This window comes from Streptomyces sp. NPDC005866, assembly GCF_040629895.1.
GTDB lineage: Bacteria > Actinomycetota > Actinomycetes > Streptomycetales > Streptomycetaceae > Streptomyces.
Map to the genome: position 1 here is coordinate 336,313 of NZ_JBEXWP010000001.1, position 22,223 is coordinate 358,535.

Annotated in this window: 23 protein-coding genes and 2 pseudogenes; 11 read left to right on the plus strand and 14 right to left on the minus strand. The window is 70.9% G+C overall.

The window, feature by feature from the left end:
• Positions 1-525 precede the first annotated feature (525 nt).
• Together ABZ396_RS01595 and ABZ396_RS01600 are read left to right on the plus strand one after the other, a co-directional pair.
• Positions 526-2,856: a DEAD/DEAH box helicase gene (locus tag ABZ396_RS01595; protein WP_358926213.1), complete on the plus strand. Its 2,331-nt coding sequence runs from the start codon at positions 526-528 to the stop codon at positions 2,854-2,856.
• A gap of 150 nt (positions 2,857-3,006) precedes the next feature.
• Complete coding sequence (locus tag ABZ396_RS01600) at positions 3,007-3,882, plus strand: alpha/beta hydrolase (protein WP_358926211.1); 876 nt, start codon at positions 3,007-3,009, stop codon at positions 3,880-3,882.
• Here the strand turns inward: ABZ396_RS01600 and ABZ396_RS01605 are convergent.
• Positions 3,879-4,781, minus strand: coding sequence for an NYN domain-containing protein (locus ABZ396_RS01605; protein WP_358926237.1), 903 nt, complete (start codon positions 4,779-4,781; stop codon positions 3,879-3,881). The genes ABZ396_RS01600 and ABZ396_RS01605 overlap by 4 nt on opposite strands.
• Before the next feature lie 162 nt (positions 4,782-4,943).
• Here ABZ396_RS01605 and ABZ396_RS01610 point away from each other — a divergent pair, with 162 nt between their 5' ends.
• A complete protein-coding gene (locus tag ABZ396_RS01610) occupies positions 4,944-5,096 on the plus strand; it encodes a hypothetical protein (protein ID WP_351704745.1) in 153 nt (50 codons plus the stop codon).
• Between the two features lie 127 nt (positions 5,097-5,223).
• Here the strand turns inward: ABZ396_RS01610 and ABZ396_RS01615 are convergent, their stop codons facing one another.
• The 3 genes from ABZ396_RS01615 to ABZ396_RS01625 all read right to left on the minus strand — a co-directional run bounded on the left by ABZ396_RS01615 (position 5,224) and on the right by ABZ396_RS01625 (position 7,595).
• Positions 5,224-5,829: a MarC family protein gene (locus tag ABZ396_RS01615; protein ID WP_358926209.1), complete on the minus strand. Its 606-nt coding sequence runs from the start codon at positions 5,827-5,829 to the stop codon at positions 5,224-5,226.
• Between the two features lie 140 nt (positions 5,830-5,969).
• Positions 5,970-6,827: a PHP domain-containing protein gene (locus tag ABZ396_RS01620; RefSeq protein ID WP_358926207.1), complete on the minus strand. Its 858-nt coding sequence runs from the start codon at positions 6,825-6,827 to the stop codon at positions 5,970-5,972.
• Positions 6,828-6,953: 126 nt separating this feature from the next.
• Positions 6,954-7,595 carry a DUF6758 family protein gene (locus ABZ396_RS01625; protein ID WP_358926206.1) on the minus strand — a complete coding sequence of 214 codons (642 nt, stop codon included), beginning with the start codon at positions 7,593-7,595 and terminating at the stop codon, positions 6,954-6,956.
• A 101-nt stretch (positions 7,596-7,696) separates the two neighbouring features.
• Between ABZ396_RS01625 and ABZ396_RS01630 the strand changes: the two are divergent.
• A pseudogene (locus ABZ396_RS01630) lies at positions 7,697-7,952 on the plus strand (MFS transporter); the annotation flags it as partial.
• Between the two features lie 43 nt (positions 7,953-7,995).
• On the opposite strand, the gene ABZ396_RS01635 reads toward ABZ396_RS01630, so the two are convergent.
• Positions 7,996-8,592, minus strand: coding sequence for a suppressor of fused domain protein (locus ABZ396_RS01635; RefSeq protein WP_358926204.1), 597 nt, complete (start codon positions 8,590-8,592; stop codon positions 7,996-7,998).
• Between the two features lie 485 nt (positions 8,593-9,077).
• On the opposite strand from ABZ396_RS01635, the gene ABZ396_RS01640 reads away from it, so the two are divergent.
• Entirely contained in the window at positions 9,078-10,208 is a 1,131-nt protein-coding gene (locus ABZ396_RS01640) for a magnesium and cobalt transport protein CorA (RefSeq protein ID WP_358926202.1), read from the plus strand.
• Positions 10,209-10,218: 10 nt separating this feature from the next.
• Positions 10,219-10,731, plus strand: coding sequence for a hypothetical protein (locus tag ABZ396_RS01645; protein ID WP_358926200.1), 513 nt, complete (start codon positions 10,219-10,221; stop codon positions 10,729-10,731).
• A 73-nt stretch (positions 10,732-10,804) separates the two neighbouring features.
• On the opposite strand, the gene ABZ396_RS01650 is transcribed toward ABZ396_RS01645, so the two are convergent.
• Positions 10,805-11,536: a hypothetical protein gene (locus ABZ396_RS01650; RefSeq protein ID WP_358926199.1), complete on the minus strand. Its 732-nt coding sequence runs from the start codon at positions 11,534-11,536 to the stop codon at positions 10,805-10,807.
• A gap of 199 nt (positions 11,537-11,735) precedes the next feature.
• On the opposite strand from ABZ396_RS01650, the gene ABZ396_RS01655 reads away from it, so the two are divergent.
• Genes ABZ396_RS01655 through ABZ396_RS01665 form a run of 3 tightly spaced genes read left to right on the plus strand, consistent with a single transcriptional unit; the run spans position 11,736 to position 14,791 of the window.
• A complete protein-coding gene (locus tag ABZ396_RS01655; RefSeq protein ID WP_358926197.1) occupies positions 11,736-13,037 on the plus strand; it encodes a CBS domain-containing protein in 1,302 nt (433 codons plus the stop codon).
• On the plus strand, positions 13,027-13,614 hold the full coding sequence (locus tag ABZ396_RS01660) for a DUF1003 domain-containing protein (protein ID WP_358926195.1): 588 nt from the start codon (positions 13,027-13,029) through the stop codon (positions 13,612-13,614). The genes ABZ396_RS01655 and ABZ396_RS01660 overlap by 11 nt, the downstream gene beginning before the upstream one ends.
• 43 nt (positions 13,615-13,657) lie before the next feature.
• The gene (locus ABZ396_RS01665; protein ID WP_358926194.1) at positions 13,658-14,791 is read left to right on the plus strand and encodes an Mrp/NBP35 family ATP-binding protein; all 1,134 of its coding nucleotides are present in this window, start codon (positions 13,658-13,660) and stop codon (positions 14,789-14,791) included.
• 103 nt (positions 14,792-14,894) lie between these two features.
• Here ABZ396_RS01665 and ABZ396_RS01670 read toward each other — a convergent pair whose 3' ends face one another.
• From ABZ396_RS01670 to sigE, 5 genes and pseudogenes are all read right to left on the minus strand, one after another.
• The gene (locus tag ABZ396_RS01670) at positions 14,895-15,566 is read right to left on the minus strand and encodes a hypothetical protein (RefSeq protein ID WP_358926192.1); all 672 of its coding nucleotides are present in this window, start codon (positions 15,564-15,566) and stop codon (positions 14,895-14,897) included.
• Positions 15,567-15,792: 226 nt separating this feature from the next.
• Positions 15,793-16,227: a sec-independent translocase gene (locus tag ABZ396_RS01675; RefSeq protein ID WP_358926190.1), complete on the minus strand. Its 435-nt coding sequence runs from the start codon at positions 16,225-16,227 to the stop codon at positions 15,793-15,795.
• Positions 16,228-16,430: 203 nt separating this feature from the next.
• Positions 16,431-16,901 (minus strand): annotated as a pseudogene (locus ABZ396_RS01680) (PDZ domain-containing protein); the annotation flags it as partial.
• A gap of 215 nt (positions 16,902-17,116) precedes the next feature.
• Positions 17,117-18,070, minus strand: a complete 954-nt coding sequence (locus ABZ396_RS01685; RefSeq protein ID WP_359183567.1) for an anti-sigma factor — start codon at positions 18,068-18,070, stop codon at positions 17,117-17,119.
• Positions 18,067-18,783, minus strand: coding sequence for an RNA polymerase sigma factor SigE (gene sigE, locus ABZ396_RS01690; protein ID WP_358926745.1), 717 nt, complete (start codon positions 18,781-18,783; stop codon positions 18,067-18,069). Before sigE ends, ABZ396_RS01685 begins: the two co-directional genes overlap by 4 nt.
• A gap of 235 nt (positions 18,784-19,018) precedes the next feature.
• On the opposite strand from sigE, the gene ABZ396_RS01695 reads away from it, so the two are divergent.
• Complete coding sequence (locus ABZ396_RS01695; RefSeq protein WP_358926750.1) at positions 19,019-19,717, plus strand: O-methyltransferase; 699 nt, start codon at positions 19,019-19,021, stop codon at positions 19,715-19,717.
• A gap of 102 nt (positions 19,718-19,819) precedes the next feature.
• On the opposite strand, the gene ABZ396_RS01700 is transcribed toward ABZ396_RS01695, so the two are convergent.
• Positions 19,820-19,987 (minus strand): DUF3117 domain-containing protein, encoded by a 168-nt coding sequence (locus ABZ396_RS01700; RefSeq protein ID WP_004950282.1) that lies wholly within the window; start codon positions 19,985-19,987, stop codon positions 19,820-19,822.
• Between the two features lie 370 nt (positions 19,988-20,357).
• Between ABZ396_RS01700 and ABZ396_RS01705 the strand changes: the two genes are divergently transcribed.
• Positions 20,358-21,161, plus strand: a complete 804-nt coding sequence (locus ABZ396_RS01705) for an enoyl-CoA hydratase-related protein (RefSeq protein ID WP_358926744.1) — start codon at positions 20,358-20,360, stop codon at positions 21,159-21,161.
• A gap of 86 nt (positions 21,162-21,247) precedes the next feature.
• Here the strand turns inward: ABZ396_RS01705 and ABZ396_RS01710 are convergent, their stop codons facing one another.
• Positions 21,248-21,835, minus strand: coding sequence for a DNA-3-methyladenine glycosylase I (locus tag ABZ396_RS01710; RefSeq protein WP_358926743.1), 588 nt, complete (start codon positions 21,833-21,835; stop codon positions 21,248-21,250).
• The gene (locus ABZ396_RS01715) at positions 21,832-22,182 is read right to left on the minus strand and encodes a DivIVA domain-containing protein (protein WP_358926742.1); all 351 of its coding nucleotides are present in this window, start codon (positions 22,180-22,182) and stop codon (positions 21,832-21,834) included. The genes ABZ396_RS01710 and ABZ396_RS01715 overlap by 4 nt, the downstream gene beginning before the upstream one ends.
• Between the last annotated feature and the right edge of the window lie 41 nt (positions 22,183-22,223).

Here is a 22,223-nt window from a genome sequence, read left to right on the forward strand (position 1 = left end):
GAAGCCCCAGCAAAGTCTCAGGGAAGTCCCGGAAGTCCTGGAGAAGTCTCCGGGGAAGGCCCTGGTCAACCACTGTGACTACCACGACGTGACCAATTCGGCCATCACATGTGCACGATTCCGGGGTATGGTGGTAATGCGCCTGCTGGTACGCCGTCGAATTCGGACGTACCTCGACAGGCCGCACGTATGAGGATGCCCGGTCGGTGGCCCGATCGGCTCCGACCCGACAGCCCTCCCGGCGCGTACGGCACATCGCGTACGACGACCGGAGGGACACCTCAGCGGTACGAGCGCTAGAGCGTCGGCAGAGGTCCCGTGCCATACGGCGTGCCCCCACGGCCCGCCCGTAAGGCAGCCGACGTCCCCGGCACGGTCCGTCAAAGACCCCCGCGCTCGCCTCGGACCGCGACACACAGAAGAGGCAGCACCCTGACTACGACGTTTCGAGAACTCGGGATCCTTCCCGAGACCGCCGAGGCCCTGGAAGCCGTCGGCATCATCAACCCCTTCCCCATCCAGGAGATGACACTCCCGGTCGCCCTGTCGGGCTCCGACGTCATCGGCCAGGCCAAGACCGGCACCGGCAAGACCCTCGGTTTCGGTCTGCCGCTCCTGGAGCGCGTGACCGTCCCCGCCGACGTCGAGGCGGGCCGCGCCGCCCCCGAGGCCCTCACCGACGCCCCGCAGGCGCTCGTCGTCGTCCCCACGCGCGAGCTGTGCACCCAGGTCACCAACGACCTGCTGACGGCCGGCAAGGTCCGTAACGTGCGCGTTCTGGCGATCTACGGCGGCCGGGCCTACGAGCCGCAGGTCGAGGCCCTGAAGAAGGGCGTCGACGTGGTCGTCGGCACCCCGGGCCGGCTTCTGGACCTCGCGGGCCAGAAGAAGCTGAACCTGAAGCACATCAAGTCGCTCGTCCTCGACGAGGCCGACGAGATGCTCGACCTGGGCTTCCTGCCCGACGTCGAGAAGATCATCAACATGCTTCCGGCCAGGCGCCAGACCATGCTGTTCTCGGCGACCATGCCGGGCGCGGTCATCGGCCTCGCGCGCCGGTACATGAGCCAGCCCACCCACATCCGCGCCACCGCGCCGGACGACACGGGCGCGACCGTGGCGAACACCAAGCAGTTCGTCTACCGCGCGCACTCCATGGACAAGCCGGAGATGATCGCCCGCATACTGCAGGCCGACGGCCGCGGACTGGCGATGATCTTCTGCCGTACGAAGCGCACGGCGGCCGACATCGCCGAGCAGCTGCAAGGCCGCGGCTTCGCCTCCGGCGCGGTCCACGGCGACCTCGGCCAGGGTGCCCGCGAGCAGGCGCTGCGCGCCTTCCGCAACGGCAAGGTGGACGTCCTCGTCTGCACCGACGTCGCCGCGCGCGGCATCGACGTCGAGGGCGTCACCCACGTCATCAACTACCAGTCCCCCGAGGACGAGAAGACGTACCTGCACCGCATCGGCCGTACGGGCCGGGCGGGCGCGAAGGGTACGGCGATCACCTTCGTCGACTGGGACGACATCCCGCGCTGGCAGCTCATCAACAAGGCGCTGGAGCTGGGCTTCCCCGAGCCGGTGGAGACCTACTCGACCTCGCCGCACTTCTTCGAGGAGCTCAAGATCCCGGCCGGCACCAAGGGTGTCCTGCCGCGTTCGGAGCGCACCCGCGCCGGGCTCGACGCGGAAGAGGTGGAGGACCTGGGCGAGACCGGCGGCCGCGGTGGACGCGGTCGCGGTGGCCGGGGCGACCGTGGCGAGGCCCGCTCCGAGGAGCGGGAGCGTTCGGCCCGTACCCCGCGCCGCCGCCGTCGCACCCGCGGCGGAGCGTCGCCGGAGCCGGCATCCGGTACGACGGCCACGGCGCCGTCCGCCGAGTCCGCGTCCCCGGCCGCCGAGTCCGTCACGGCGTCGGAGCCCGCCGGCACCCACACCCAGCGCCGTCGGCGCCGTACGCGCGGCGGGGCGTCGCCGGAGCCGGTCACGGCCGCCGTCCCGGAGACCGTGACGCCGGAGGCGGTCGTTGAGACCGTCGAGGCCGTCGAGGCCGTGGTGGAGTCGGTCGCTCCGGAGAAGCCGCGCCGCCGTCGGACCCGCAAGTCCACGGAGGCCGCCGTGACGCCGGCCGAGGGCACGGACGCTCCGCAGGAGACTGCCGCGACACCGGTGACGCCGGTCGTCGAGGCGGTAGTGACCACGCCGGAGCCCGAGGCCGCCGCGGAGCCCAAGCCGCGCCGCACCCGGAAGACCGCCGCTGCCGCCGAGACGGCGGTGGACACGGCCGAGGCCACGGAGGCCGAGGTCAAGCCCCGCCGCCGCACCCGCAAGGCGGCCGAGGCCGCGGTCGACACGGCCGAGGCGACGGAGTCGAAGCCGCGCCGCACCCGCAAGACCGCTGCAGCCGCTCCGGAGACGGCCGAGGCCGAGACGGAGACGGAGGCCGCCAAGCCGCGTCGAACCCGCAAGACGGCAGCCGCCGCCGAAGCGGCCGTCGACACGGCCGAAGGCACCGAGGCCAAGCCCCGTCGCACCCGCAAAACGGCAGCCGCCGCCCCGGAGACCGCCGAGGTCGCCGAGGTCGCGGAGACCAAGCCGCGTCGGACCCGCAAGGGCGCCGAGGCCGCCGTCGAAGCGGCCGAAGGCACCGAGGCCAAGCCCCGTCGCACCCGCAAGACGGCAGCCGCCGGCCCGGAGATCCCGGCGCAGGCCAGCGAGGAGCCGGAGGTCAAGCCGAGGCGTCGTAGCCCCCGCAAGGCGGCCGAGTCCGCCGAGGCGGTCGACACGGCCGGCGCGGAGGCGACACCGAAGGCCCGCCGGACCCGGAAGGCCGCCGCTGCGGCTCCCGAGGCCTGATCGCGAGTACCGCTGAGCGTTACGAAACGGCCCGGTCCACCCCGTGTGGGCCGGGCCGTCGGCGTTCCCGGCCCCGGCCTGCCGGAGGCCCGCGGCAGGATTCATCCACCGTCTCCCGGTCCGTCGCCGTCCTCCGGATAATCTCTCCCCATGAGCAGGCCTCTTAACTTTGTCCCGCCCGCCGGTGCCCGCGCGTACGCGCTCACCACCGCGCGTGGTGAGTTCGCCGTCATCGACTCTCCCGCGGCCGGCGGGGCCGGGCCCAAGGCGGTCGCGCTGTTGCTGCCCGGGTTCACCGGCAGCAAGGAGGACTTCAACCCGCTGCACGAGGCACTGGGCGCGCGCGGGTACCGGACCGTCGCTGTGGACGGGCGTGGGCAGTTCGAGTCGGACGGCCCACAGGACGACGAATCGGCCTACGCCCAGGAGGAGTTGGCGCGGGACGTACTCGCGCAGGCGGCGATGGTCAGCGACGGCCGGCCCGTGCATCTGCTGGGTCACTCCCTCGGCGGTCAGATCGCGCGCGCGGCCGTGCTCCTCGACCACACGCCGTTCCGCTCGCTGACACTGATGTCCTCGGGCCCGGCGCAGATCTCCGTCTCCCAGCTGCAGCGGGTGAAGCTGTTGCGGGACGCGCTCGCCGTGATGCCGATGGCCGAGGTGTGGGAGGCCATGCGGGCCATGGAGGCACCGGAGGAGCTGGACGAGGACCTGGAGGACCTGGAGGACCAGGAGGATCTGCGGCGCCGCTGGCTTGGCAACAAGCCGGCCCAACTCCTCGCCACCGGACGCCAGTTGTGCACCGAGCCGGACCGCGTCGGCGAACTCGCCGCGGTACCAGTGCCGTTCCACGTGCTGTCGGGCGCGCGGGACGACACCTGGCCGCTGCCCCTGCTGGACGACATGGCGCTACGGCTACGGGCCCACCGGACGGTCATCGAGGGGGCGGAGCACTCTCCCAACACCGACCGGCCGGCCGCCACGGCCGAGGCGATCGCCGCCTTCTGGGACGGGGCGAACGGCTAGTACTGCTTCTGAAGGTGCTCCCAGAAGCCGTCCCGGAGGGCGCGGCGCAGGTCGGCCTGGCCGCGCAGGGAGTACTGGAGCAGGCCCTCGGCCTCGACGAGGAGATCCTGATCGACCGATCCGGGCAGGTAGGGGTGGCCGGGCAGCAGCTCGCCGAGCGCCGCGCTGCCCCGCGAGGACAGCCACTTCGCGGCGATCTGCGCGCCGACGAAACGGACGTCCTCCCGGGTGGGTCTGGTGGCGCCGGCCTCGTAGGCGGGGGCGGTGCGCCGGGCGACATACGGCTTGAAGAACTCGAGGTCGAGGGTGCGCTGGCTGTCGACCTCCCAGAGCAGCGGCTCGGCCTGGTTGCGGCCCTCGGGCGCCTCGATGCCCCACAGGTGGACGCGGGCGCCGTAACCCTGGGCGGCCTCGACCGCGGAGACCAGGTCCTCGTCCCCGCCGAGCAGGGCCGCGTCGCTGATGGCGCGGTGCCGGGCGAGTGACTCCAGGTCCGTGCGGATCAGGGAGTCGACGCCCTTCTGCTGGTTGTTGGCGTTGAGGTTGCCGAGCCGGACCTTGACGTCGGGCAGTTCGGCGATGGTCTGCTGCTCGGCGGTGTGGATGCGGCGGCGGGCGCCGTCGTACCAGTAGACGCGCAGCAGCCGGCTGTCCGCGAAGATCTGGCGTGCCTTGTCGATGAGCGCCTCGATCAGCCCTTCGGCGTCGAGGTCGAAGGCCCGGCGGTCCTCCGTCCCGGCGACGAGCCGTCCCGTGGCCGCGTAGAGGTAGCCCGCGTCGACGAAGATCGCGTGTGTCGAGGGTGTCTTCGCCACTTCGGCGAGCATGCGGGTGAGCAGCTCGTTCGTGCGGTCGATACGGGCCTGTAGGGCGGCGAGGTCGTCGTTCATCGCCTCCATTGTCCCGGCGGTCACGCTGCGAACACAACTGCTCCCGGTCAGTCTCACGGACGTCTCTTACCGCTCGGTAATTAGGCGTTCGAAAAATTTCCTTAGCGTAGGGAATGTTTGTAACACGCAAGCCGTTGACTGCTACAGAACATGAGACGAAGGGAGAGGCAGATGCGCTTCGAAATCAGGCGACTGGACGAAGTCGACGGCACCACCGTGGACTGCACCGTCGTGGACGCCGCCTCCGTCAACAGGATCGTCCAGCAGGCCGCCGCCATCGGGCAGCGGTTGTGGATCCGACCGGCCGAGAACCAGGCTTCGTAACCAGATACGAGGCCCGAGCCACGACACACGAAACACGACACGCACACTGACGCGCGGAGCACCGCAGAGTCTTCGGAGCCCCCGTACGGCACGACGCCGTACGGGGGCTCCGCGTCTGTCCGGCCGCCTACGCGCCCCTGATCACCTGGGTGACGCCGTTGATGATCTGCTGTACGGCGATCGCGGAGAGCATCATGCCCGCGAGCCGCGTCACCAGGACCACGCCACCGTCCTTGATGACCCGGATGATCAGCAGCGAGTACCGCATCACCAGCCACAGCACGACATGGATGGCGAGGATCGCGGTCCACACGGACACCTGGGCGGAGACGCTGGCCGCCTTCTGCACCGCGAGGATGACCGACACGATCGCGCCGGGCCCGGCCAGCAGCGGCATGCCCAGGGGCACCAGCGCCACATTGACGTCCTTGGTCTGCTTCGGCTCGTCGTTCTTGCCGGTGAGCAGGTCGAGGGCGATCAGCAGGAGCAGCAGCCCGCCCGCGATCATCAGCGCGGGCACGGACACATGCAGGTAGTCGAGGATCTGGTGCCCCAGGAGCCCGAAGACGGTGATCACCCCGCCCGCGACGCACACGGCCTGGAAGGCCATCCGCTTCTGCACCTTGCCGGGCCGGCCGGAGGTGAGGGCCAGGAAGATCGGGGTGATCCCAGGGGGATCCATGATGACGAACAGGGTCAGGAAGAGGGAGCCGAAGACGGTGACGTCGAACATGCGTGGGCCTTGTGCATCGGTCAGCGCTGCGGGCAGTCGTGCCGCAGGGCGATGGGAGTCCCCGCGGGCAGCTGGGCCGAGCCTGGAAGAGGGTGGCGACAGCCTGCTGCGCCGGGAACAGGGGAACGAGGGGAAGAGCCTCAGCGTCCGCCGGTGCCCGGGACGGGGAACGCGCCGGTCGCGCGGCGCGTGATCTCCCCGTACACCTCGGGGTCGGTCGTGTACTCGCCCAGCGCCACCGTCTTACGGCTGCCGTGGTAGTCCGAGGACCCGGTGACCAGCAGCCCCAGCTCCGCGGCCAGCCCGCGCAGCCGTGCCCGGGTGTCGGCGTCGTGGTCCATGTGGTCGACCTCGATGCCGTCGAGGCCGGCCGCGGCCATCTCGGCGATCGCCGACTCGGGCACCGTACGCCCGCGCTTGGCGGCCGCCGGGTGCGCGAACACGCACACCCCGCCGGCCTGCTTGACCAGCCGGATCGCCTCGAAGGGGTCGGTCTCGTGCTTCTCCACGAAGGCCCGGCCGCCGTCGGCCAGCCACTCCTCCGTGAAGGCGTCGCTCACGGTCGGTACGACCCCGAGCTCGACGAGCGCGGAGGCGACATGCGGCCGCCCCACGGAACCGTCCCCGGCGATCCGCTTCACCTGCTCCCAGGTGACCGGCACGCCCAGCCCGTTCAGCTTGGCGATCATGCCCTGGGCCCGCGGCACCCGGTCGTCCCGGACCAGCTCACGCTCGGCGAGCAGACCGGGCTCCTCGGGGTCGAAGAGGTAGGCCAGCATGTGCATGGAGACACCATCGAGACGACAGGACAGCTCGGCCCCGGTGACCAGGGTGAGCCCCTCGGGCAGCGCGGCGATGGCCTCGGCGTAACCCCGGGTGGTGTCGTGATCGGTCAGTGCGACGACGTCGAGCCCCGCGGCGGCGGCGTTCCGCACCAGCTCGGCCGGGCTGTCCGTACCGTCGGATGCGGTGGAGTGGCAGTGCAGATCGATGCGCACGGTGCGGACTCCAGGCGGGACGGGACGGTGGGGACGCGTCAACAATAGCGGCCGGAACCGGATGCCCTGTCACACCCGGAAGTCGGGGGCACCCCGTACAGCCACGTCACAGGCAATGCCCTGCTCCTACGGCTCGAGCAGGCGCGGCGACAACGCGCCGCAAGGCACCAGATCCAGTTCGGCGCCCGCGTCCCGCAGATCCGTGATCACCAGTTCGTCGTACATCAGCAAGCCGGTCTGCTCGGGCCACACCACGGCCCAGAGCCACAGCCCCCGCGCCTCACCCGCGAAGACGGCCCGGTCGGCCGGCGCCCCCGACACATGCCACAGCGGCGCCGGACGCCCGGCGGCCAGCACCTTGGCCTGCGGCGGCTTCTCCACGTTCATCGACGGTCCCGGATCCGGCCCGTCGATGCCCGCGTACCGCGCCCCGAGACCGACGCCCAGCTCCTCGGCGACCAGGATCATCTCCCCTATGCCGCCGAGCGGCGCGGGCCCGGAGCAGGCGACGGCGGTCGCGCGCCCACCGCTGCGGTCGTCACCGGCGCACGCCACACCCGTGAACAGCCAGCCGACCGGCAGCGGCCAGGGCATCCACACCGGCACCTGGGTGCGGTGCACCACGACATCGAGGGCCTCGACGCTGGGCGGGATCACGGGCTGTACCGGATGCACGGTCCCGTGCACATCGCACTGCCAGGTGTCGGCGAAGAGTCCGGGAGCCCTGACCCGGCCACCGCACTTCGGGCAACTGGGTTCGCCCCTCATAGGGCCCCACGGTCCTACCCGGAATCCCCCACGTCAAGGACGATCACCCGTCCGGGCGGAACAGCCAGGTCTCCCTGCTCTTCACCTGCGCTCGGCGTGTCGCGCCACGCCCGGTGGCGAGTGCGGGCTACGACTTCGTCCGCTGGTTCGCCGCCGCGGCCGCCCCCTACTTCGCGCCGAAGATCGCCGAAGATCGAGGAGTGGACCGATATCCACATCCCGCTCGTGGTGGCGGCGGCCACCGCCCTGCTGGGCGCGGTCGTGGTTCTCGTACGACGGAACGCGCTCACGCACCAGGCTGAAGGGCTGGAGCCGAAGCCCGCCACGGCGGACAGCGTCGCGGTCTTCGCCAACTGACTCTTCCCGAGCGGCGCTTGGTGAGCTTGCTCACCCTCGTACATCAGTCCAGCGGGACGGATTTCCGGTGCGGGTCCCGGAGGTCCGTGCCGTTCGCGAGCCAGCGCTCCTGGAGGGCCTGGGCGCCGTGCACGCGCTTCCAGGCGGCCTCGTTCGGGGTCATCGGCAGCAGCGGCAGGAACCGTACGGGATCGAGCGGCTCGTCCAGTGCCAGATCCTCGACGAGCCCGCCCGGCTCGCCGACCAGGACCGAGGTGAAGGGAGCGCCGGGCCACAGCGGCTCCCCGACGTCCAGGGACGCGCCCGGGGTCACGATCAGCCCCTCCACCTGCGGAGACGCGGCGAGGACCGCGAGCGCGCGGAGCACCTTGTCGGTCTCGGCGAACCCGGCGCGGACCGACAGGACCAGTTCGGCGCGGGGGCCCTTGACGGGGTCCGCGAGCATCGCGGTGGGTTCGCTCATGGGATGCGCGGACATACCGAGCGTGGCGTAGCGCAGGACGTTCTCGCCCTGGAGATCCTCCTGGAAACGGAGCACCTCGATGCGGTCCGTTCCGAGGAAGGTGACCGCCGCGCGCGCATCCGGTTCGCCCAGCGCGGTGGTCAACCGGGCCTCGACCAGAGGAAGAACATCAGCCATGTCGTGAGCATAGAACTCGTCACCACCGGGCAAAGCGGCGCCTTGACACCGAGGGCTGCTGCTACTCTGACCGCGGTGGTTCGGGGCAGCACGCAGAGCGTCGCGGTCAGACCCCGACACCAAAGGACTCCCTTACGAGGGACCGGCTGGAGGAGGTGGGGCTGTCATGGATCGAAGTCACCCGTGCAGTACCACTCGCTCTTCCGCCCGCTGATTTCGTCTACTGGCCGGCTGCCGCCTCCACGTTCGCGTTGTCGTTCGGAAGAGCACTTGTTTCCGCTTGCCTGATCCCTCTGACCGATCCGTTCCGGATCCGTCTGGATCCGTTCGTCTGATCCGAATCAGCAGCGAAGTCGCCACCGCAACGGTGCGGTGCTCCCCGCTTTGTGGACGTGCCAAACATCCGCAGTCAGGACGTCCCCATTCCGGGTAGTTCCACCCGTTCGCCGGCGGTCTTCCGCTGCCTGTCGCGAAGGAGCCTGCCCATGTCGATGATCCGCGACCTCCGTGCCGTGGTCCGCCCGACCCGCCCCTCGCTGGGCAAGAGCCTGCGCGCGGAGACCGGCGCGTACGACAGCACCCGCGACCCGGGTACGCCGTCGGCCGTCGTGGACTGCGCCGTCTACCGAGACGGCGCGCGCGTGCAGACGCCGAAGCCGCTGACCCCGCAGGAGGCGATGCGCCAGGTGCGCCGGGACGGCGGGTTCGTGTGGATCGGCCTGCACGAGCCCACCGAGGCCGAATTCGCCGGTATCGCGGGCGAGTTCGGGCTGCACCCGCTGGCGGTGGAGGACGCCGTGCAGGCCCACCAGCGCCCGAAGCTCGAACGCTACGACGACTCCCTCTTCACCGTCTTCAAGACCATCCACTACGTCGAGCACGACCAGCTCACCGCCAACAGCGAGGTGGTGGAGACCGGCGAGGTGATGTGCTTCACCGGCCGGGACTTCTTCATCACCGTCCGGCACGGTGGCCAGGGCTCGCTGCGGGCGCTGCGGCACCGGCTCCAGGACGACCCCGAGCTGCTCGCCAGGGGTCCCTCGGCCGTGCTGCACGCCATCGCCGACCATGTCGTCGACGGCTATGTCGCGGTCGCCGACGCCGTGCAGGACGACATCGACGAGGTGGAGACCGAGGTCTTCTCGCCCGGCCGCAAGGGCGGGGTCTCGCGTGGTGTGGACTCGGCGCGCATCTACCAACTGAAGCGCGAGGTACTGGAGTTCAAGCGCGCGGTGTCACCGCTCATGCGTCCCATGCAGCTGCTGAGCGAGCGCCCGATGCGGCTGGTCGACCCCGACATCCAGAAGTACTTCCGGGATGTCGCCGACCACCTCGCCCGCGTCCAGGAGCAGGTCGTCGGCTTCGACGAACTCCTCAACTCCATCCTCCAGGCCAACCTCGCGCAGGCGTCCGTGGCGCAGAACGAGGACATGCGGAAGATCACGTCCTGGGCCGCGATCATCGCCGTACCGACGATGGTGTGCGGTGTGTACGGCATGAACTTCAAGTACATGCCGGAGCTGCACTGGCGGTACGGCTACCCGGTGATCATGGCCGTCACCGGTGTGATCTGCCTCGGCATCCACCGCACCCTGAAGCGCAACGGCTGGCTCTAGGCTGGGCGCCATGACAAGCGAGCTGCTCGACCAGGCCGTCGTCGAGGAGGCCACGAAGAAGTCCGGCCTCATCTGGGTCCGGGGCGCCGGGGCGCCGGCCGCGCGCGCGGTGTGGCATGCCTGGGCCGACGGCGGTGTGTGCCTGGTCGGCGACGGGACCGAGCAGCCGCTGACCGGGCTGACCGACGGCGGGTCGGCCGAGGTGACCGTCCGCAGCAAGGACAAGGGCGGCCGGCTGGTCACCTGGACGGCGACGGTGACGGAGCTGTCCGCCGGCTCCCCCGAGTGGGACGCGGCGGTCGCGGAGCTGAAGGGCAAGCGCCTCAACGCACCCGACGGCGAGGCCATGACGGACCGCTGGGCGAGGGAGTGCAGGGTGCTGCGCCTGCGGCCGACCGGGGCGACGACGCCACTGCCGACGGAAAGCCTCGCGGAGAGCCCGCTGCCGTCCCCGGCCACGACCCGGCACCCGGCCCCCGCGGGCCTGCCGAAGCTCCTCAGGAAGCGACGAAAGCCCAAGTAGCCGAAGTCCGGCCCGGGTTCGGCGCCGCCGGACATCGCGGTCATGGCTCAGCACCGCCACGGCGGTGGGCGGCCTACGACGTAGGCAGCTGCTTGCCGTAGTCCACCGTCTCGCCCTTCTCCGGCTCGGTGACGCTGAAGGCCTTGCCCCAGTCCGAGAAGGTGAGGGTGCCGGCGCCGCCGCCACGCTCCAGGCGGAGCGGATACGGCTTGCCCTGCAGCGAGACGTCCAGCGTGCCGCCGGAGCCGCTGTCGCCGGTGATGCGGATGGTGGGTGTGCCCGACTGTTCGTGGTGACCGTCGGTCGAGAGGGAACCGTGCAGGGTCAGGAGGCCCGAGAGGAGGACGTCCTTGTCCGTGAAGCCACTGAACTTCTTGTACGAGGGGTCCCCCTGGGGAACCTTGACGTACTTGCCGTCGAGCTTGCCGGCCGCGCTCGTGTCGCGTCCGTCGGCATGGCTCCAGAAGTCCGCGTCGGCCTGCAGATACAGCGTCTCGCCCACCCGGAGCAGATGGAAGGTCGCCCCCTTCGACGTGACCGACCCGGTACCGCCGTCCGCGTTCAGGCGCATGTCCAGGTCGTACGTACGCCCGCTCGTGACCACCGTCCCCGCCATCCGTACCGTCGCCACCGACGTCGCCGCCGCGCGTGTCTTCGACTGGATGACATCCGGGGACAGCTTGCCCACCCCGTTCGTGCCCGCGTCCGGATCCTCACTGCATGCCGTGACGAGAGTCAGCGCGCACATCGCGGTCACCAGCGCGGCGCGACGAGTACGGGTACGGCCCGGAGCAATCGCGGTCACGGACAGGGCCACCTTTCTGACGGGTCCGGCACGGCGTACCGCAGCGTACCGGTGCCTCGGCCGCCCGGCGGAGCCAGTCCGTCCGGACCGCCCACCAGGGCGTATCCGATCGGTACGGGCTAGCCTGAAGCCCACCGAGCGGGCAAAGGGGACAGGAATCTCATCAAGCGGCACTTCGGCAGGAAGAGGAAGCGAACCCATGGCAGCCGGCGCTCCCCGGATCTTCGTCTCGCACCTCGCGGGTGTCGCCGTCTTCGATCCCAACGGCGACCAGGTGGGACGTGTCAGGGACCTCGTCGTCATGCTGCGCGTCGGCCGCAAGCCCCCGCGGCTGCTCGGCCTGGTCGTCGAACTGTCCACCCGGCGCCGCATCTTCCTGCCCATGACCCGGGTGACGAGCGTCGAGTCCGGCCAGGTCATCACGACCGGTGTGCTCAACGTCCGCCGCTTCGAGCAGCGGCCCACCGAGCGCCTGGTCTTCGGTGAACTCCTCGACCGCCGCGTCCAGCTGGTCGAGACCGGCGAGGAGGTCACCGTCCTGGACCTGGGCGTGCAGCAGCGTCCGGCCCGCCGGGAGTGGGAGGTCGACCGCGTCTTCGTCCGCAAGGGCCGGACGGGCACCTTCCGGCGGACCAAAGGCGAGACGCTCACCGTCGAGTGGTCGCAGGTCACCGGCTTCTCCCTGGAGGAGCACGGCCAGGGCGCCGAGAGCCTGCTCGCCACCTTCGAGCAGCTGCGCCCCGCCGACCTCGCCAATGTGCTGCACCACCTCTCCGCCAAGCGCCGCGGCGAGGTGGCCGCCGCACTGGACGACGATCGCCTGGCCGACGTGCTCGAAGAACTTCCCGAGGACGACCAGATCGAGATCCTCGGCAAGCTGAAGGAGGAGCGGGCAGCGGACGTACTGGAGGCCATGGACCCGGACGACGCGGCCGACCTGCTCGCCGAACTCCCCGAGGGGGACAAGGAGCGGCTGCTGAGCCTGATGGAGCCGGCGGACGCGGCCGAGATGCGGCGGCTGATGTCCTACGAGGAGCACACGGCCGGCGGTCTGATGACGACCGAGCCGGTCGTACTGCGGCCCGACTCCACCGTCGCCGACGCCCTCGCCCGGGTCCGCAACCCCGACCTCTCCCCGGCCCTCGCCGCCCAGGTCTACGTCTGCCGCCCGCCCGACGAGACCCCGACCGGCAAGTACCTGGGCACCGTCCACTTCCAGCGCCTGCTGCGCGACCCCCCGTACACCCTGGTCAGTTCGCTCGTCGACGACGACCTGCAGCCGCTCGATCCCGAGGCCACGCTGCCGATCATCGCCGGGTTCTTCGCCACGTACGACATGGTCGCGGCGCCCGTGGTGGACGAGACCGGGTCGCTGCTCGGTGCGGTGACCGTGGACGACGTACTGGACCACATGCTGCCGGACGACTGGCGGGAGACCGAGTTCCACCTGGACGAGGAGGAGCAGACGGAGGAGAAGGGGGCGGGGGATCGTGGCGCCTGAACGCGAGAGCACCCGGGAGCGCACCCTGTCGGGCGCCACCGCCGCCGCCCGGCCGCGCGGGCCCCGTCTGGACCAGCCGCGCCCGCCGCGGCGCAGGCTGCTGCCCGAGTGGGATCCGGAGGCCTTCGGCCGGCTGTCCGAGCGCATCGCGCGTTTCCTGGGTACCGGGCGGTTCATCGTCTGGATGACGTTCGTGGTCATCACCTGGGTGCTGTGGAACATCGCGGCGCCCGGCAACCTGCGCTTCGACCAGTACCCGTTCATCTTCCTGACCCTGGCCCTGTCCCTGCAGGCCTCCTACGCGGCCCCGCTGATCCTGCTCGCGCAGAACAGGCAGGCCGACCGTGACCGGGTCAACCTCGAACAGGACCGCAAGCAGAACGAGCGATCCATCGCCGACACCGAGTACCTCACCCGGGAGATCGCCGCGCTGCGCATGGGGCTGGGCGAGGTGGCGACCCGGGACTGGATCCGTTCCGAGCTCCAGGATCTGATCAAGGAGATGGACGAGCGGCGGGACGGGCACTGCGTGTTCCCGGCGGAGCGGTCGGCGAGACGTGACGTAGACGACCGGTGAGGGGCGTTATAGGGGCGCTGTGCCGCGCCGTACCATCGTCTGTATGGCTAGCGAAGACGCGGTGCGCGAGGCATTGGCTACGGTGAACGACCCCGAGATCAACCGGCCCATCACCGAACTGGGGATGGTCAAATCGGTGGAGATCGGAGAGGACGGCGCGGTCGCGGTCACCGTGTACCTGACGGTCTCCGGCTGCCCCATGCGCGACACGATCACCCAGCGTGTCACCGAGGCGGTCTCCCGGCTCGACGGCGTCACCCGCGTCGACGTCACCCTGGACGTGATGAGCGACGAGCAGCGCAAGGAGCTGGCGTCCGCCCTGCGCGGCGGCCAGACCGAGCGCGAGGTGCCCTTCGCCAAACCGGGCAGCCTCACCCGCGTCTACGCGGTCGCCTCCGGCAAGGGTGGTGTCGGCAAGTCGTCGGTGACGGTCAACCTGGCCGCCGCGATGGCCGCCGACGGCCTCAAGGTCGGTGTCGTCGACGCCGACATCTACGGCCACTCGGTCCCGCGCATGCTCGGCGCGGACGGCCGCCCCACCCAGGTCGAGAACATGATCATGCCGCCGTCGGCGAACGGCGTGAAGGTCATCTCGATCGGCATGTTCACCCCGGGCAACGCCCCGGTCGTCTGGCGCGGCCCGATGCTGCACCGCGCCCTCCAGCAGTTCCTCGCGGACGTGTACTGGGGCGATCTCGACGTTCTCCTTCTCGACCTCCCGCCCGGCACGGGTGACATCGCCATCTCGGTCGCCCAGCTGGTCCCGAACGCCGAGATCCTCGTCGTGACGACGCCTCAGCAGGCGGCGGCGGAGGTCGCCGAGCGCGCCGGCTCCATCGCGGTCCAGACCCACCAGAAGATCGTCGGCGTGGTCGAGAACATGTCCGGCCTGCCCTGCCCGCACTGCGGCGAGATGGTCGACATCTTCGGCACGGGCGGCGGCCAGGTGGTGGCCGAAGGCCTCACGCGTACGACGGGTACGACCGTTCCCGTCCTCGGCAGCATCCCGATCGACGTCCGCCTCCGCGAAGGCGGCGACGAGGGCAAGCCGGTCGTCCTGACGGACCCGGACAGCCCGGCGGGCGCGGCGCTGAGGGGCATCGCGGGGAAGCTGGGAGGGCGGCAGCGGGGCCTTTCGGGTATGTCCCTGGGCATCACCCCGCGCAACAAGTTCTAGAGAGACCTGGAGCGCCCCTCAAGGGCGCGGCGAAGGGGCGCCGACAATCCTCGGCGCCCCTTTCTCATGCGTACTTCTCATACGCATTTCTCATACGTACTCCTCATGCGTACGCGGCGATGTCCTTGATCACCGCGAACCCCAGGCCATAGGCAGACATCCCCCTGCCGTACGCCCCCAGGTGCACCCCCTGCGACGTGGACCCGGCGAGCACCCACCCGAACTCCGACTCCCGGTAGTGGAACGGCGTCGGCACCCCGTCCACCGGCAGCGAGAGCGTGGACCACTCCGGCCCGCTCAGCTCGTCGGCCAGTTCCCACGCCGTCTCGGTCTGCTGCTCGAGCCAGTCGTCCCGCAGACTGTGGTCCATCTGCCCCGGCCAGGTGAAGGACAGCAGCCCCACCCCCGCCAGCCACGCGGCCGACGACACCGACGTCGCCTCCAGCAGCCCCGTCCCGTCGGCGCTCCTCCGGGACGGACTCGCCGCGACGGTCACGACCACCGCGAACTTCTCCCTGGGTTCACCGACGGACGCGGCCAGGTGCTCGTTCCGCACCGACGGCTCGTCCCCGTGCCCGATCGACCCGTGCTCCACCGCACCGTCGGCCGCCGTACCCACCTGCATCAGCCAGCGAGGCCCCGTGAACGCCTCGTCGAGGCCGTACCAGGGGAAGGGCGCCTCCAGGTAGCCGCCGACCGTGCGACGGGCGGAGAGGACCTGCTGTCCGTTCTCCGCGACCGGCGTCTGTCCGCCCACCCGACTTGTCGTCTCCATCTGCCCGGACGCCTCCTAGCTCTCGTCGGTCCGGGGCGGCCCGCCCCCCTTCGGGCGCACTCGTCCGGTCCGCACAACAACTCGGCAGCATATCCACACCGCTGGGACCGGCAGCGAAACCGCCCGGCGCGTGGGTCGCGCGGGCGGCTGGATCAAGCCGTGAGCGGCGCACACGCGGTATGAATCGCGTCACGTGCGCCGCTCAGGTCCGGGTGTCCGGTGATGCTCAGGTGGCGTCCGCGTCGAACGGCGGACGGTCGTCCTTGCCGGAGTCCTCGGGCTTCTTGGTCATGTCGATCCGGCCACCCGTCGTACCCGCGGAAGGGGACGAGTCGGTCTCGCGGCTGTGCACCGCGTCCGTGACCTCGGCCATCTCCTTCTTCAGGTCGAAGCCGTTGCGGATCTCCTTCAGCCCCAGATCCTCGTTGTCCAGGTGCTTGCGGATGTAGGTCTTGGGGTTGAGGTCCTCGAACTCGAAGTCCTTGAATTCCGGGCCGAGTTCCTCGCGGATGTCCGCCTTGGCGCTCTCCGAGAACTCCCGGATCTTGCGGATGGTCCGCATCACGTCCTGGATGACCTTCGGGAGCTTGTCCGGACCGAAGACGAGCACGGCGAGCACAATGATGGTCACCAGCTCGAGTGGTCCTATGTCATTGAACACCTGAAGCTCCTTGCGATGTCCTCGGCCCTCCGGTTGCTGTTGCGGGTGTTCCGTGGCCCGGGCCGGGTCCACGGTACCCGCCGTACCTGTCCGACGGGTACCGTCCCGAGGTGTCCGGCCGCGCGTGTACGACCGGTTTTCCGGGTTGTTTGCCTAGTCGGGACATGAGCGGGGCGCCGCCTGTGACGTTTCTGTCAGTTCCTGTCCGAGGAACCGAGGACCAGCGTGAGGCGTTTCCGGGCGCCGGCGCGCTCGACGGTGAGGCTCAGCCGGTCGCCGGGGCGGTGTGCGCGGGTGCGGACGATCAGTTCCTCACCGGAGTGGACGGACCGCCCGTCGAGCCCGGTGACGACGTCGCCCGCCCGCAGGCCCGCCCGGGCGGCGGGGCCGCCCGCTGCGACGGCGGGCCCGCCGTCGGCGGCTTGTCGTCGATGCGGGCGCCGTCGCCGCTGTAGTGCATGTCGAGGGTGATCCCGATGACCGGATGGGACGCCTTCCCGGTGTTGTTCCTCGGCGACGCGCTTGGCCTGGTTGACGGGGATGGCGAACCCGAGCCCGACCGACCCGGCCGGCCCGCCGTCGAGGCTGCCCGGGCTGTCGGCGGAGCGGATCGCGGAGTTGACCCCGCCGGCCCGGGCGTGGAAGTCGAGGAGGGGCCCACCGGAGTTTCCCGGGGTTGATCCTGCGCAGCGGGCACCGCATCGCCGGCAGTCTCCGGTGACGTCGGTATGCCCTCGTCCATGGTCTCCTCGCGGGCGAACCGCAGCCCGCGCTCAGGGGCGGGCGGCGGAAGGTCGAATCCATGCCCGGGGCAGCCCCCACGGGCACAGTTTGCTCACAGGATCAACCAGGTTCGCGGGTCACCGGGCAGGGGCCGTTCAGCAGGTGCTCAGCGGGCCGCGCGGGAGGAGGAAGGGGAGGGAGCGGGGGACGGGTCGGGGACGGGCGCGGCGAGCAGGGCGGTGCCGGTCGCCTCGGGGGTGGTGGTCCACGAGGTGAGGGCGAACGGGGGGTTGGCGGTCAGCGGCCGTATCAGCGGGGATACTGCGGCCGCGCCGGCCAGCACTGGTGCGGTCAGCTCCCGCAGGGCTTTCGGCCCGGCGGCCGGGGAGGGCACCCCGGGCAGCAGCGGCGCGGACACCGAGGTGGGCGCCGCGGCCGTGGTCCCGAGCAGGGTGCCGGAGGCCAGCAGTGGGGTGAGCGAGCGGCGGCGCTGCGAGTCGGCGGCGCCCGCGGCGCCCGTGCCCGTGGTACCGGCCGGGGCGACACTGCCGCCGCCGATGCCGCTGCGGGCGTCGGCGGCCGGGGAACCGGGCAGGCCGGCGGTGACCCCGCCGAGGGCGACGGCGGCCAGTGAGACCGCGCCGGCGGCGACGAACGCGAACCGCATGCCGCGCGAGGCGGAGCGGTCGCCGTCCGGGCGGCCGACGGGGTGGATACGGAAGCCCCGACCGGCGGCCGAGTCGTGCGGGTGGGCCGGAACATAGCCGAACTCGAAGCGGTCCTCCTGCCCCACGCCGAAGACCCCGCTGTCGGACCGGCGTCCGGAGGGGCCTCCGCCGAACAGCGAGCCGCCGCCGTCCGTGTCGCCGCCGCCGGGCAGCCCCTGGAGACGGGCAAGGAAACTCTCGGACGGCGGGGGCGGGGCGGCCTCCGCGAAGACGTTCTTCAGCGCGCGCTGGGCGTCGGCCTCCGCCTTGCACCTGGCGCAGGTCGCCAGATGGGCCAGGACGCGCTCACGCGACTCATGACCGAGCTCTCCGTCCACCAGGGCGGAGAGTCGGTCTCCCAGGTGCTGCTCGGCGAGCTGTCGCTCGGCGGGTTTCGGTCGTGAACCACTCACGCGGACGCGCCCCCTCCTCCCAGTGCGGCAACACGGGGCACGAAGGAGCGGCGCTCGGCCTTGCGGGCCTCCGGGGAGCGGTGCGCGAGGGCCTTGCGCAGCTGGGAGCGGCCGCGGTGGATCCGGGAGCGGACCGTGCCGAGCTTCACGCCGAGCGTCGCGGCGATCTCCTCGTACGACAGGCCCTCGATGTCGCACAGGACGACGGCGGCGCGGAACTCGGGCGCGAGGGTGTCAAGAGCCTGCTGGACGTCGGCGTCGAAGTGCGCGTCGTTGAAAGCCTGGGAGGGGGTGGGCTCGCGGCTGGGCAGGCGCTCGGCCGCGTCCTCGCCGAGGGCGTCGAAGCGGATGCGCTGCTTGCGACGGACCATGTCGAGGAACAGGTTGGTCGTGATGCGGTGCAGCCAGCCCTCGAAGGTGCCCGGCGAGTAGGTCGACAGGGAGCGGAAGACACGGACGAAGACCTCCTGGGTGAGGTCCTCGGCGTCGTGCTGGTTGCCGGTGAGGCGGTAGGCCAGGCGGTAGACGCGGCCGCTGTGTGTGCTGACGATCTCCTCCCACGTGGGCGGAGTCCATGCCTGCCCGTCCGCGTCGGTGGAGAAGGTCGCGGTCCGGTCCTCGCCCATGGCGAGCGCGTCGGCGTGGCTGGGGTCAGCAGCGGTGTCGTTCACGGATTTCGGCCTGCCCGCCGATCCGAGAAAGCGCCGTAGCACTCGTCCCCGATCCCCGGGCGCGGCCGCACCTCCCCTGTCGGCTCTGGTGGTGTCCAGTGGAGCCCCTACCATAGCCACCTCGCCCGTTAGCACCGGATAAGCGGTTTTACAAGAACTTGGTCTGTGCTGATACGGCTCATCCATCCGCATCAGCGGTTGCCCGACCACTGTCTCGTCGTCGTGATCCATTCGTGTCCCCCCGCCCTGTCTTCCACCCCTCTAAACGCCTGGTCCCATCTGCGGGTTCCCGGCGCCAACGGATACAGTCACGCCCAGGCAACCACGGGGACAGGAGAGGGTCATTACCGGCAACCGGCAGACGAGCTGGGCGTTCGCCGACGCCTTTGTCGCCGAGGACGAAGCGCTGCGCTGGGCCCGTGACCGGGCCCGCGAGGCAGGGCTGCGCTCGGTGTCGCCCGGCACGGGCGCCGCGCTGCGTATGCTCGCCGCCTCCGTGGACGCCAAGGCGGTCGCCGAGATCGGTACCGGTTGCGGGGTGTCCGGGATGCATCTGCTGCACGGCATGCGCCCGGACGGTGTCCTGACGACCGTCGACCCCGAGCCGGAACACCAGCAGTTCGCCCGGCAGGCCTTCCGTGCCTGCGGCTTCGCCAGCAACCGCGCCCGCTTCATCCCCGGCCGCGCCCTCGACGTACTCCCCCGCCTCGCGGACGCAGGCTATGACCTGGTCTTCTGCGACGGCGACCGGCAGGAGTACTCCGACTATCTCGCTGAATCGTTGCGCCTGCTGCGCCCTGGCGGCCTGGTGATCTTCGAGGGCGTCTTCGCCAACGGCCGTACGGTCGACTCCAGGCCGCAGCCGACCGAGGTGCTGCGGCTGCGCGAGCTGCTGCGCACGGTCCGTGAGACCCCGGAACTGGTGCCGTCGCTGCTGCCGGTGGGCGACGGACTGCTCTGCGCCGTCAAGCGCTGACCCCCGGCGCGGACGGACCTGGGGGGACGGACCGGGAGGACGGCAGCGCCCCGGCACCGCATACGATGCCGGGGCGGCCGAAAGGGTATGGTCGCTGACGCCTCAGACGACGACGTTCTTGAGGGCGTCGGCGAGCGCCGCGGCCTCGTCAGGGGTCAGCTCGACGACGAGCCGACCGCCGCCTTCGAGCGGAACGCGCATGACGATGCCCCGCCCCTCCTTGGTCACCTCAAGCGGGCCATCACCCGTCCGCGGCTTCATGGCCGCCATGCTGGTTCCCCTTCCTGAAAACAGCTCATCGCCTGCCGACGGCCCGGGAGGGCACGCGCGATCCTGGCGGGACACGCGACACCGGCATCGAACACATTGCTTCCAAGCCATTATCCCGCATCTCAGGACCCGATGACCAACATCAGTCGGCATCGCTTGGGCAACGCACGCGAGCAAAACCACTCAATTCGGCGATGTGGCTGCGATACTGCGCCGACGCGCGTCCTTACGCCTGCCGAGTCGGCTCCGGATTTCTTTGACGCAGGTCACACGACGGGTCCGGTCCCCGGGCGGCGATCTCCGCCATGCTGTCCTGCGGACATCGACGTACTGAGCGGTACGTCAGCCGCGACGACGGAGGGGACGCACCATGACCGACACCGTGCTCTACGAGGTGAGTGACGGACTCGCGACGATCACGCTGAACCGCCCCGAGGCGATGAACGCGTTGAACATCGCGACGAAGGTCGCGCTTCGGGAGGCCGCGCAGGAAGCGGCGGCCGACGCGGCCGTCCGGGCGATCCTGCTGACCGCCGCCGGGGACCGGGCGTTCTGCGTGGGCCAGGACCTCAAGGAACACATCACGCTGCTCGCCTCCGACCGGGAGACGGGGTCGGGGCAGACGATGACGACGGTCCGGGAGCACTACAACCCCATCGTGCGGGCGCTGGCCGGGGCGCCGAAGCCGGTGGTGGCCGCGGTGAACGGCGTCGCCGCCGGCGCCGGGTTCGGGTTCGCGCTGGCCGCGGACTACCGCGTGGTCGCCGACACGGCCGCCTTCAACACGTCGTTCGCGGGGGTCGCGCTGACCGCTGACTCCGGGATTTCGTGGACGCTGCCTCGGGTCGTGGGGCCGGGGCGGGCCGCTGACCTGCTGCTCTTTCCCCGGAGCATCAGCGCGCAGGACGCGTACGACCTGGGGATCGCGAACAAGGTCGTGCCCTCGGCCGAGCTGCGGGATGAGGCCGAGAAGGTGGCGCGGAAGCTCGCCGAGGGTCCGACCGTGGCTTACGCGGCGCTGAAGGAGGCGGTGGCCTACGGGCTCACGCACTCCCTGGAGGAGACGCTGCAGAAGGAGGACGAACTGCAGACGCGGGCCGGGGCCTCCAAGGATCACGGCATCGCCGTTCAGGCGTTTGTGAACAAGGAGAAGCCCAAGTATCTGGGGCGGTGACCAACCGGGGGGGCTGCGGTGCGTCGTGGCCGGTCCCGCGCGCCCGCGCGGCGGTGGCCGCACACCGCCGGGCCCCCGCGGACTCCTTAAACGGCGCGTCTGGTCACGCAGGCTTCCAGGTGGTCGTTCACCAGGCCGCAGGCCTGCATGAGGGCGTACGCCGTCGTCGGGCCGATGAAGCGCAGGCCGCGCTTCTTCAGCGCCTTGGACAGGGCCGCCGACTCCGGTGTCACCGGCAGTACGTCGGCGATGTTCTTCGGAGCCGGGTAGGTCCCCGGCTCCGGGGCGTACGACCAGATCAGGGCGTCCAGCTCGCCGGGCGCCCACTCCGCCAGGACCTTCGCGTTGGCCATCGTCGCGTCGATCTTCGATCTGTTGCGGATGATGCCTGGGTCCATCAGCAGTCGCTCCCGGTCGCCGTCCGTGAAGGTGGCTACCTTCTCGATGCGGAAGTCGGCGAAGGCGGCGCGGAAGCCGGGGCGGCGGCGGAGGATCGTGATCCAGGAGAGGCCCGACTGGAAGGCCTCCAGGCTGAGGCGTTCGTAGAGGGCGTCGTCGCCGTGGACCGGGCGGCCCCACTCCTCGTCGTGGTACGCCACATAGTCCTCGGTGGACAGGGCCCAGGGGCAGCGCAGCTTGCCGTCCGGCCCGGCCATGGCCGCTCCGTCGGTCACGGCCGGTTCTCCGGGGCGGGCTTGTCCAGCGACGTGGGGGCCGCGGTCCGGGCGCCGGCCAGCGCGGACTCCAGGTCGGCGATCCGGGCGTCGCGCTCCGCGAGCTCGGCGCCGAGGCGACTGAGCGCGTCGTCGACGTCCGCCATGCGGTAGCCGCGCGGGGCGAGCGGGAAGCGGAGGCTCTCCACGTCCGCGCGGTTCACCGGGCGGTCCGGGGGCAGCGGGCCCTGGAAGCGCTCGGGCGCCACCTCGGGCAGCGGGCCGCTCTCGCCGCCGCTCACCACGGAGAGCGTGACCGCGGCGACCACGACCGCGAGCGCGACGACCAGGAACAGGAACATAACCATCGCGGTGGCCCCCAGGCTAGATGAAGCTCGGTGCGGCACTC

What these genes read in the sequence shown, in the direction of transcription:
- ABZ396_RS01595 (WP_358926213.1), top strand. Translation starts at nt 526, where the DNA reads ATGACACTCCCGGTCGCCCTGTCGGGCTCCGACGTCATCGGCCAGGCC.
- ABZ396_RS01600 (WP_358926211.1), top strand. Translation starts at nt 3,007, where the DNA reads ATGAGCAGGCCTCTTAACTTTGTCCCGCCCGCCGGTGCCCGCGCGTAC.
- ABZ396_RS01605 (WP_358926237.1), bottom strand. Translation starts at nt 4,781, where the DNA reads ATGGAGGCGATGAACGACGACCTCGCCGCCCTACAGGCCCGTATCGAC.
- ABZ396_RS01610 (WP_351704745.1), top strand. Translation starts at nt 4,944, where the DNA reads ATGCGCTTCGAAATCAGGCGACTGGACGAAGTCGACGGCACCACCGTG.
- ABZ396_RS01615 (WP_358926209.1), bottom strand. Translation starts at nt 5,829, where the DNA reads ATGTTCGACGTCACCGTCTTCGGCTCCCTCTTCCTGACCCTGTTCGTC.
- ABZ396_RS01625 (WP_358926206.1), bottom strand. Translation starts at nt 7,595, where the DNA reads ATGAGGGGCGAACCCAGTTGCCCGAAGTGCGGTGGCCGGGTCAGGGCT.
- ABZ396_RS01635 (WP_358926204.1), bottom strand. Translation starts at nt 8,592, where the DNA reads ATGGCTGATGTTCTTCCTCTGGTCGAGGCCCGGTTGACCACCGCGCTG.
- ABZ396_RS01640 (WP_358926202.1), top strand. Translation starts at nt 9,078, where the DNA reads ATGTCGATGATCCGCGACCTCCGTGCCGTGGTCCGCCCGACCCGCCCC.
- ABZ396_RS01645 (WP_358926200.1), top strand. Translation starts at nt 10,219, where the DNA reads ATGACAAGCGAGCTGCTCGACCAGGCCGTCGTCGAGGAGGCCACGAAG.
- ABZ396_RS01655 (WP_358926197.1), top strand. Translation starts at nt 11,736, where the DNA reads ATGGCAGCCGGCGCTCCCCGGATCTTCGTCTCGCACCTCGCGGGTGTC.
- ABZ396_RS01665 (WP_358926194.1), top strand. Translation starts at nt 13,658, where the DNA reads ATGGCTAGCGAAGACGCGGTGCGCGAGGCATTGGCTACGGTGAACGAC.
- ABZ396_RS01670 (WP_358926192.1), bottom strand. Translation starts at nt 15,566, where the DNA reads ATGGAGACGACAAGTCGGGTGGGCGGACAGACGCCGGTCGCGGAGAAC.
- ABZ396_RS01700 (WP_004950282.1), bottom strand. Translation starts at nt 19,987, where the DNA reads ATGGCGGCCATGAAGCCGCGGACGGGTGATGGCCCGCTTGAGGTGACC.
- ABZ396_RS01705 (WP_358926744.1), top strand. Translation starts at nt 20,358, where the DNA reads ATGACCGACACCGTGCTCTACGAGGTGAGTGACGGACTCGCGACGATC.
- ABZ396_RS01715 (WP_358926742.1), bottom strand. Translation starts at nt 22,182, where the DNA reads ATGGTTATGTTCCTGTTCCTGGTCGTCGCGCTCGCGGTCGTGGTCGCC.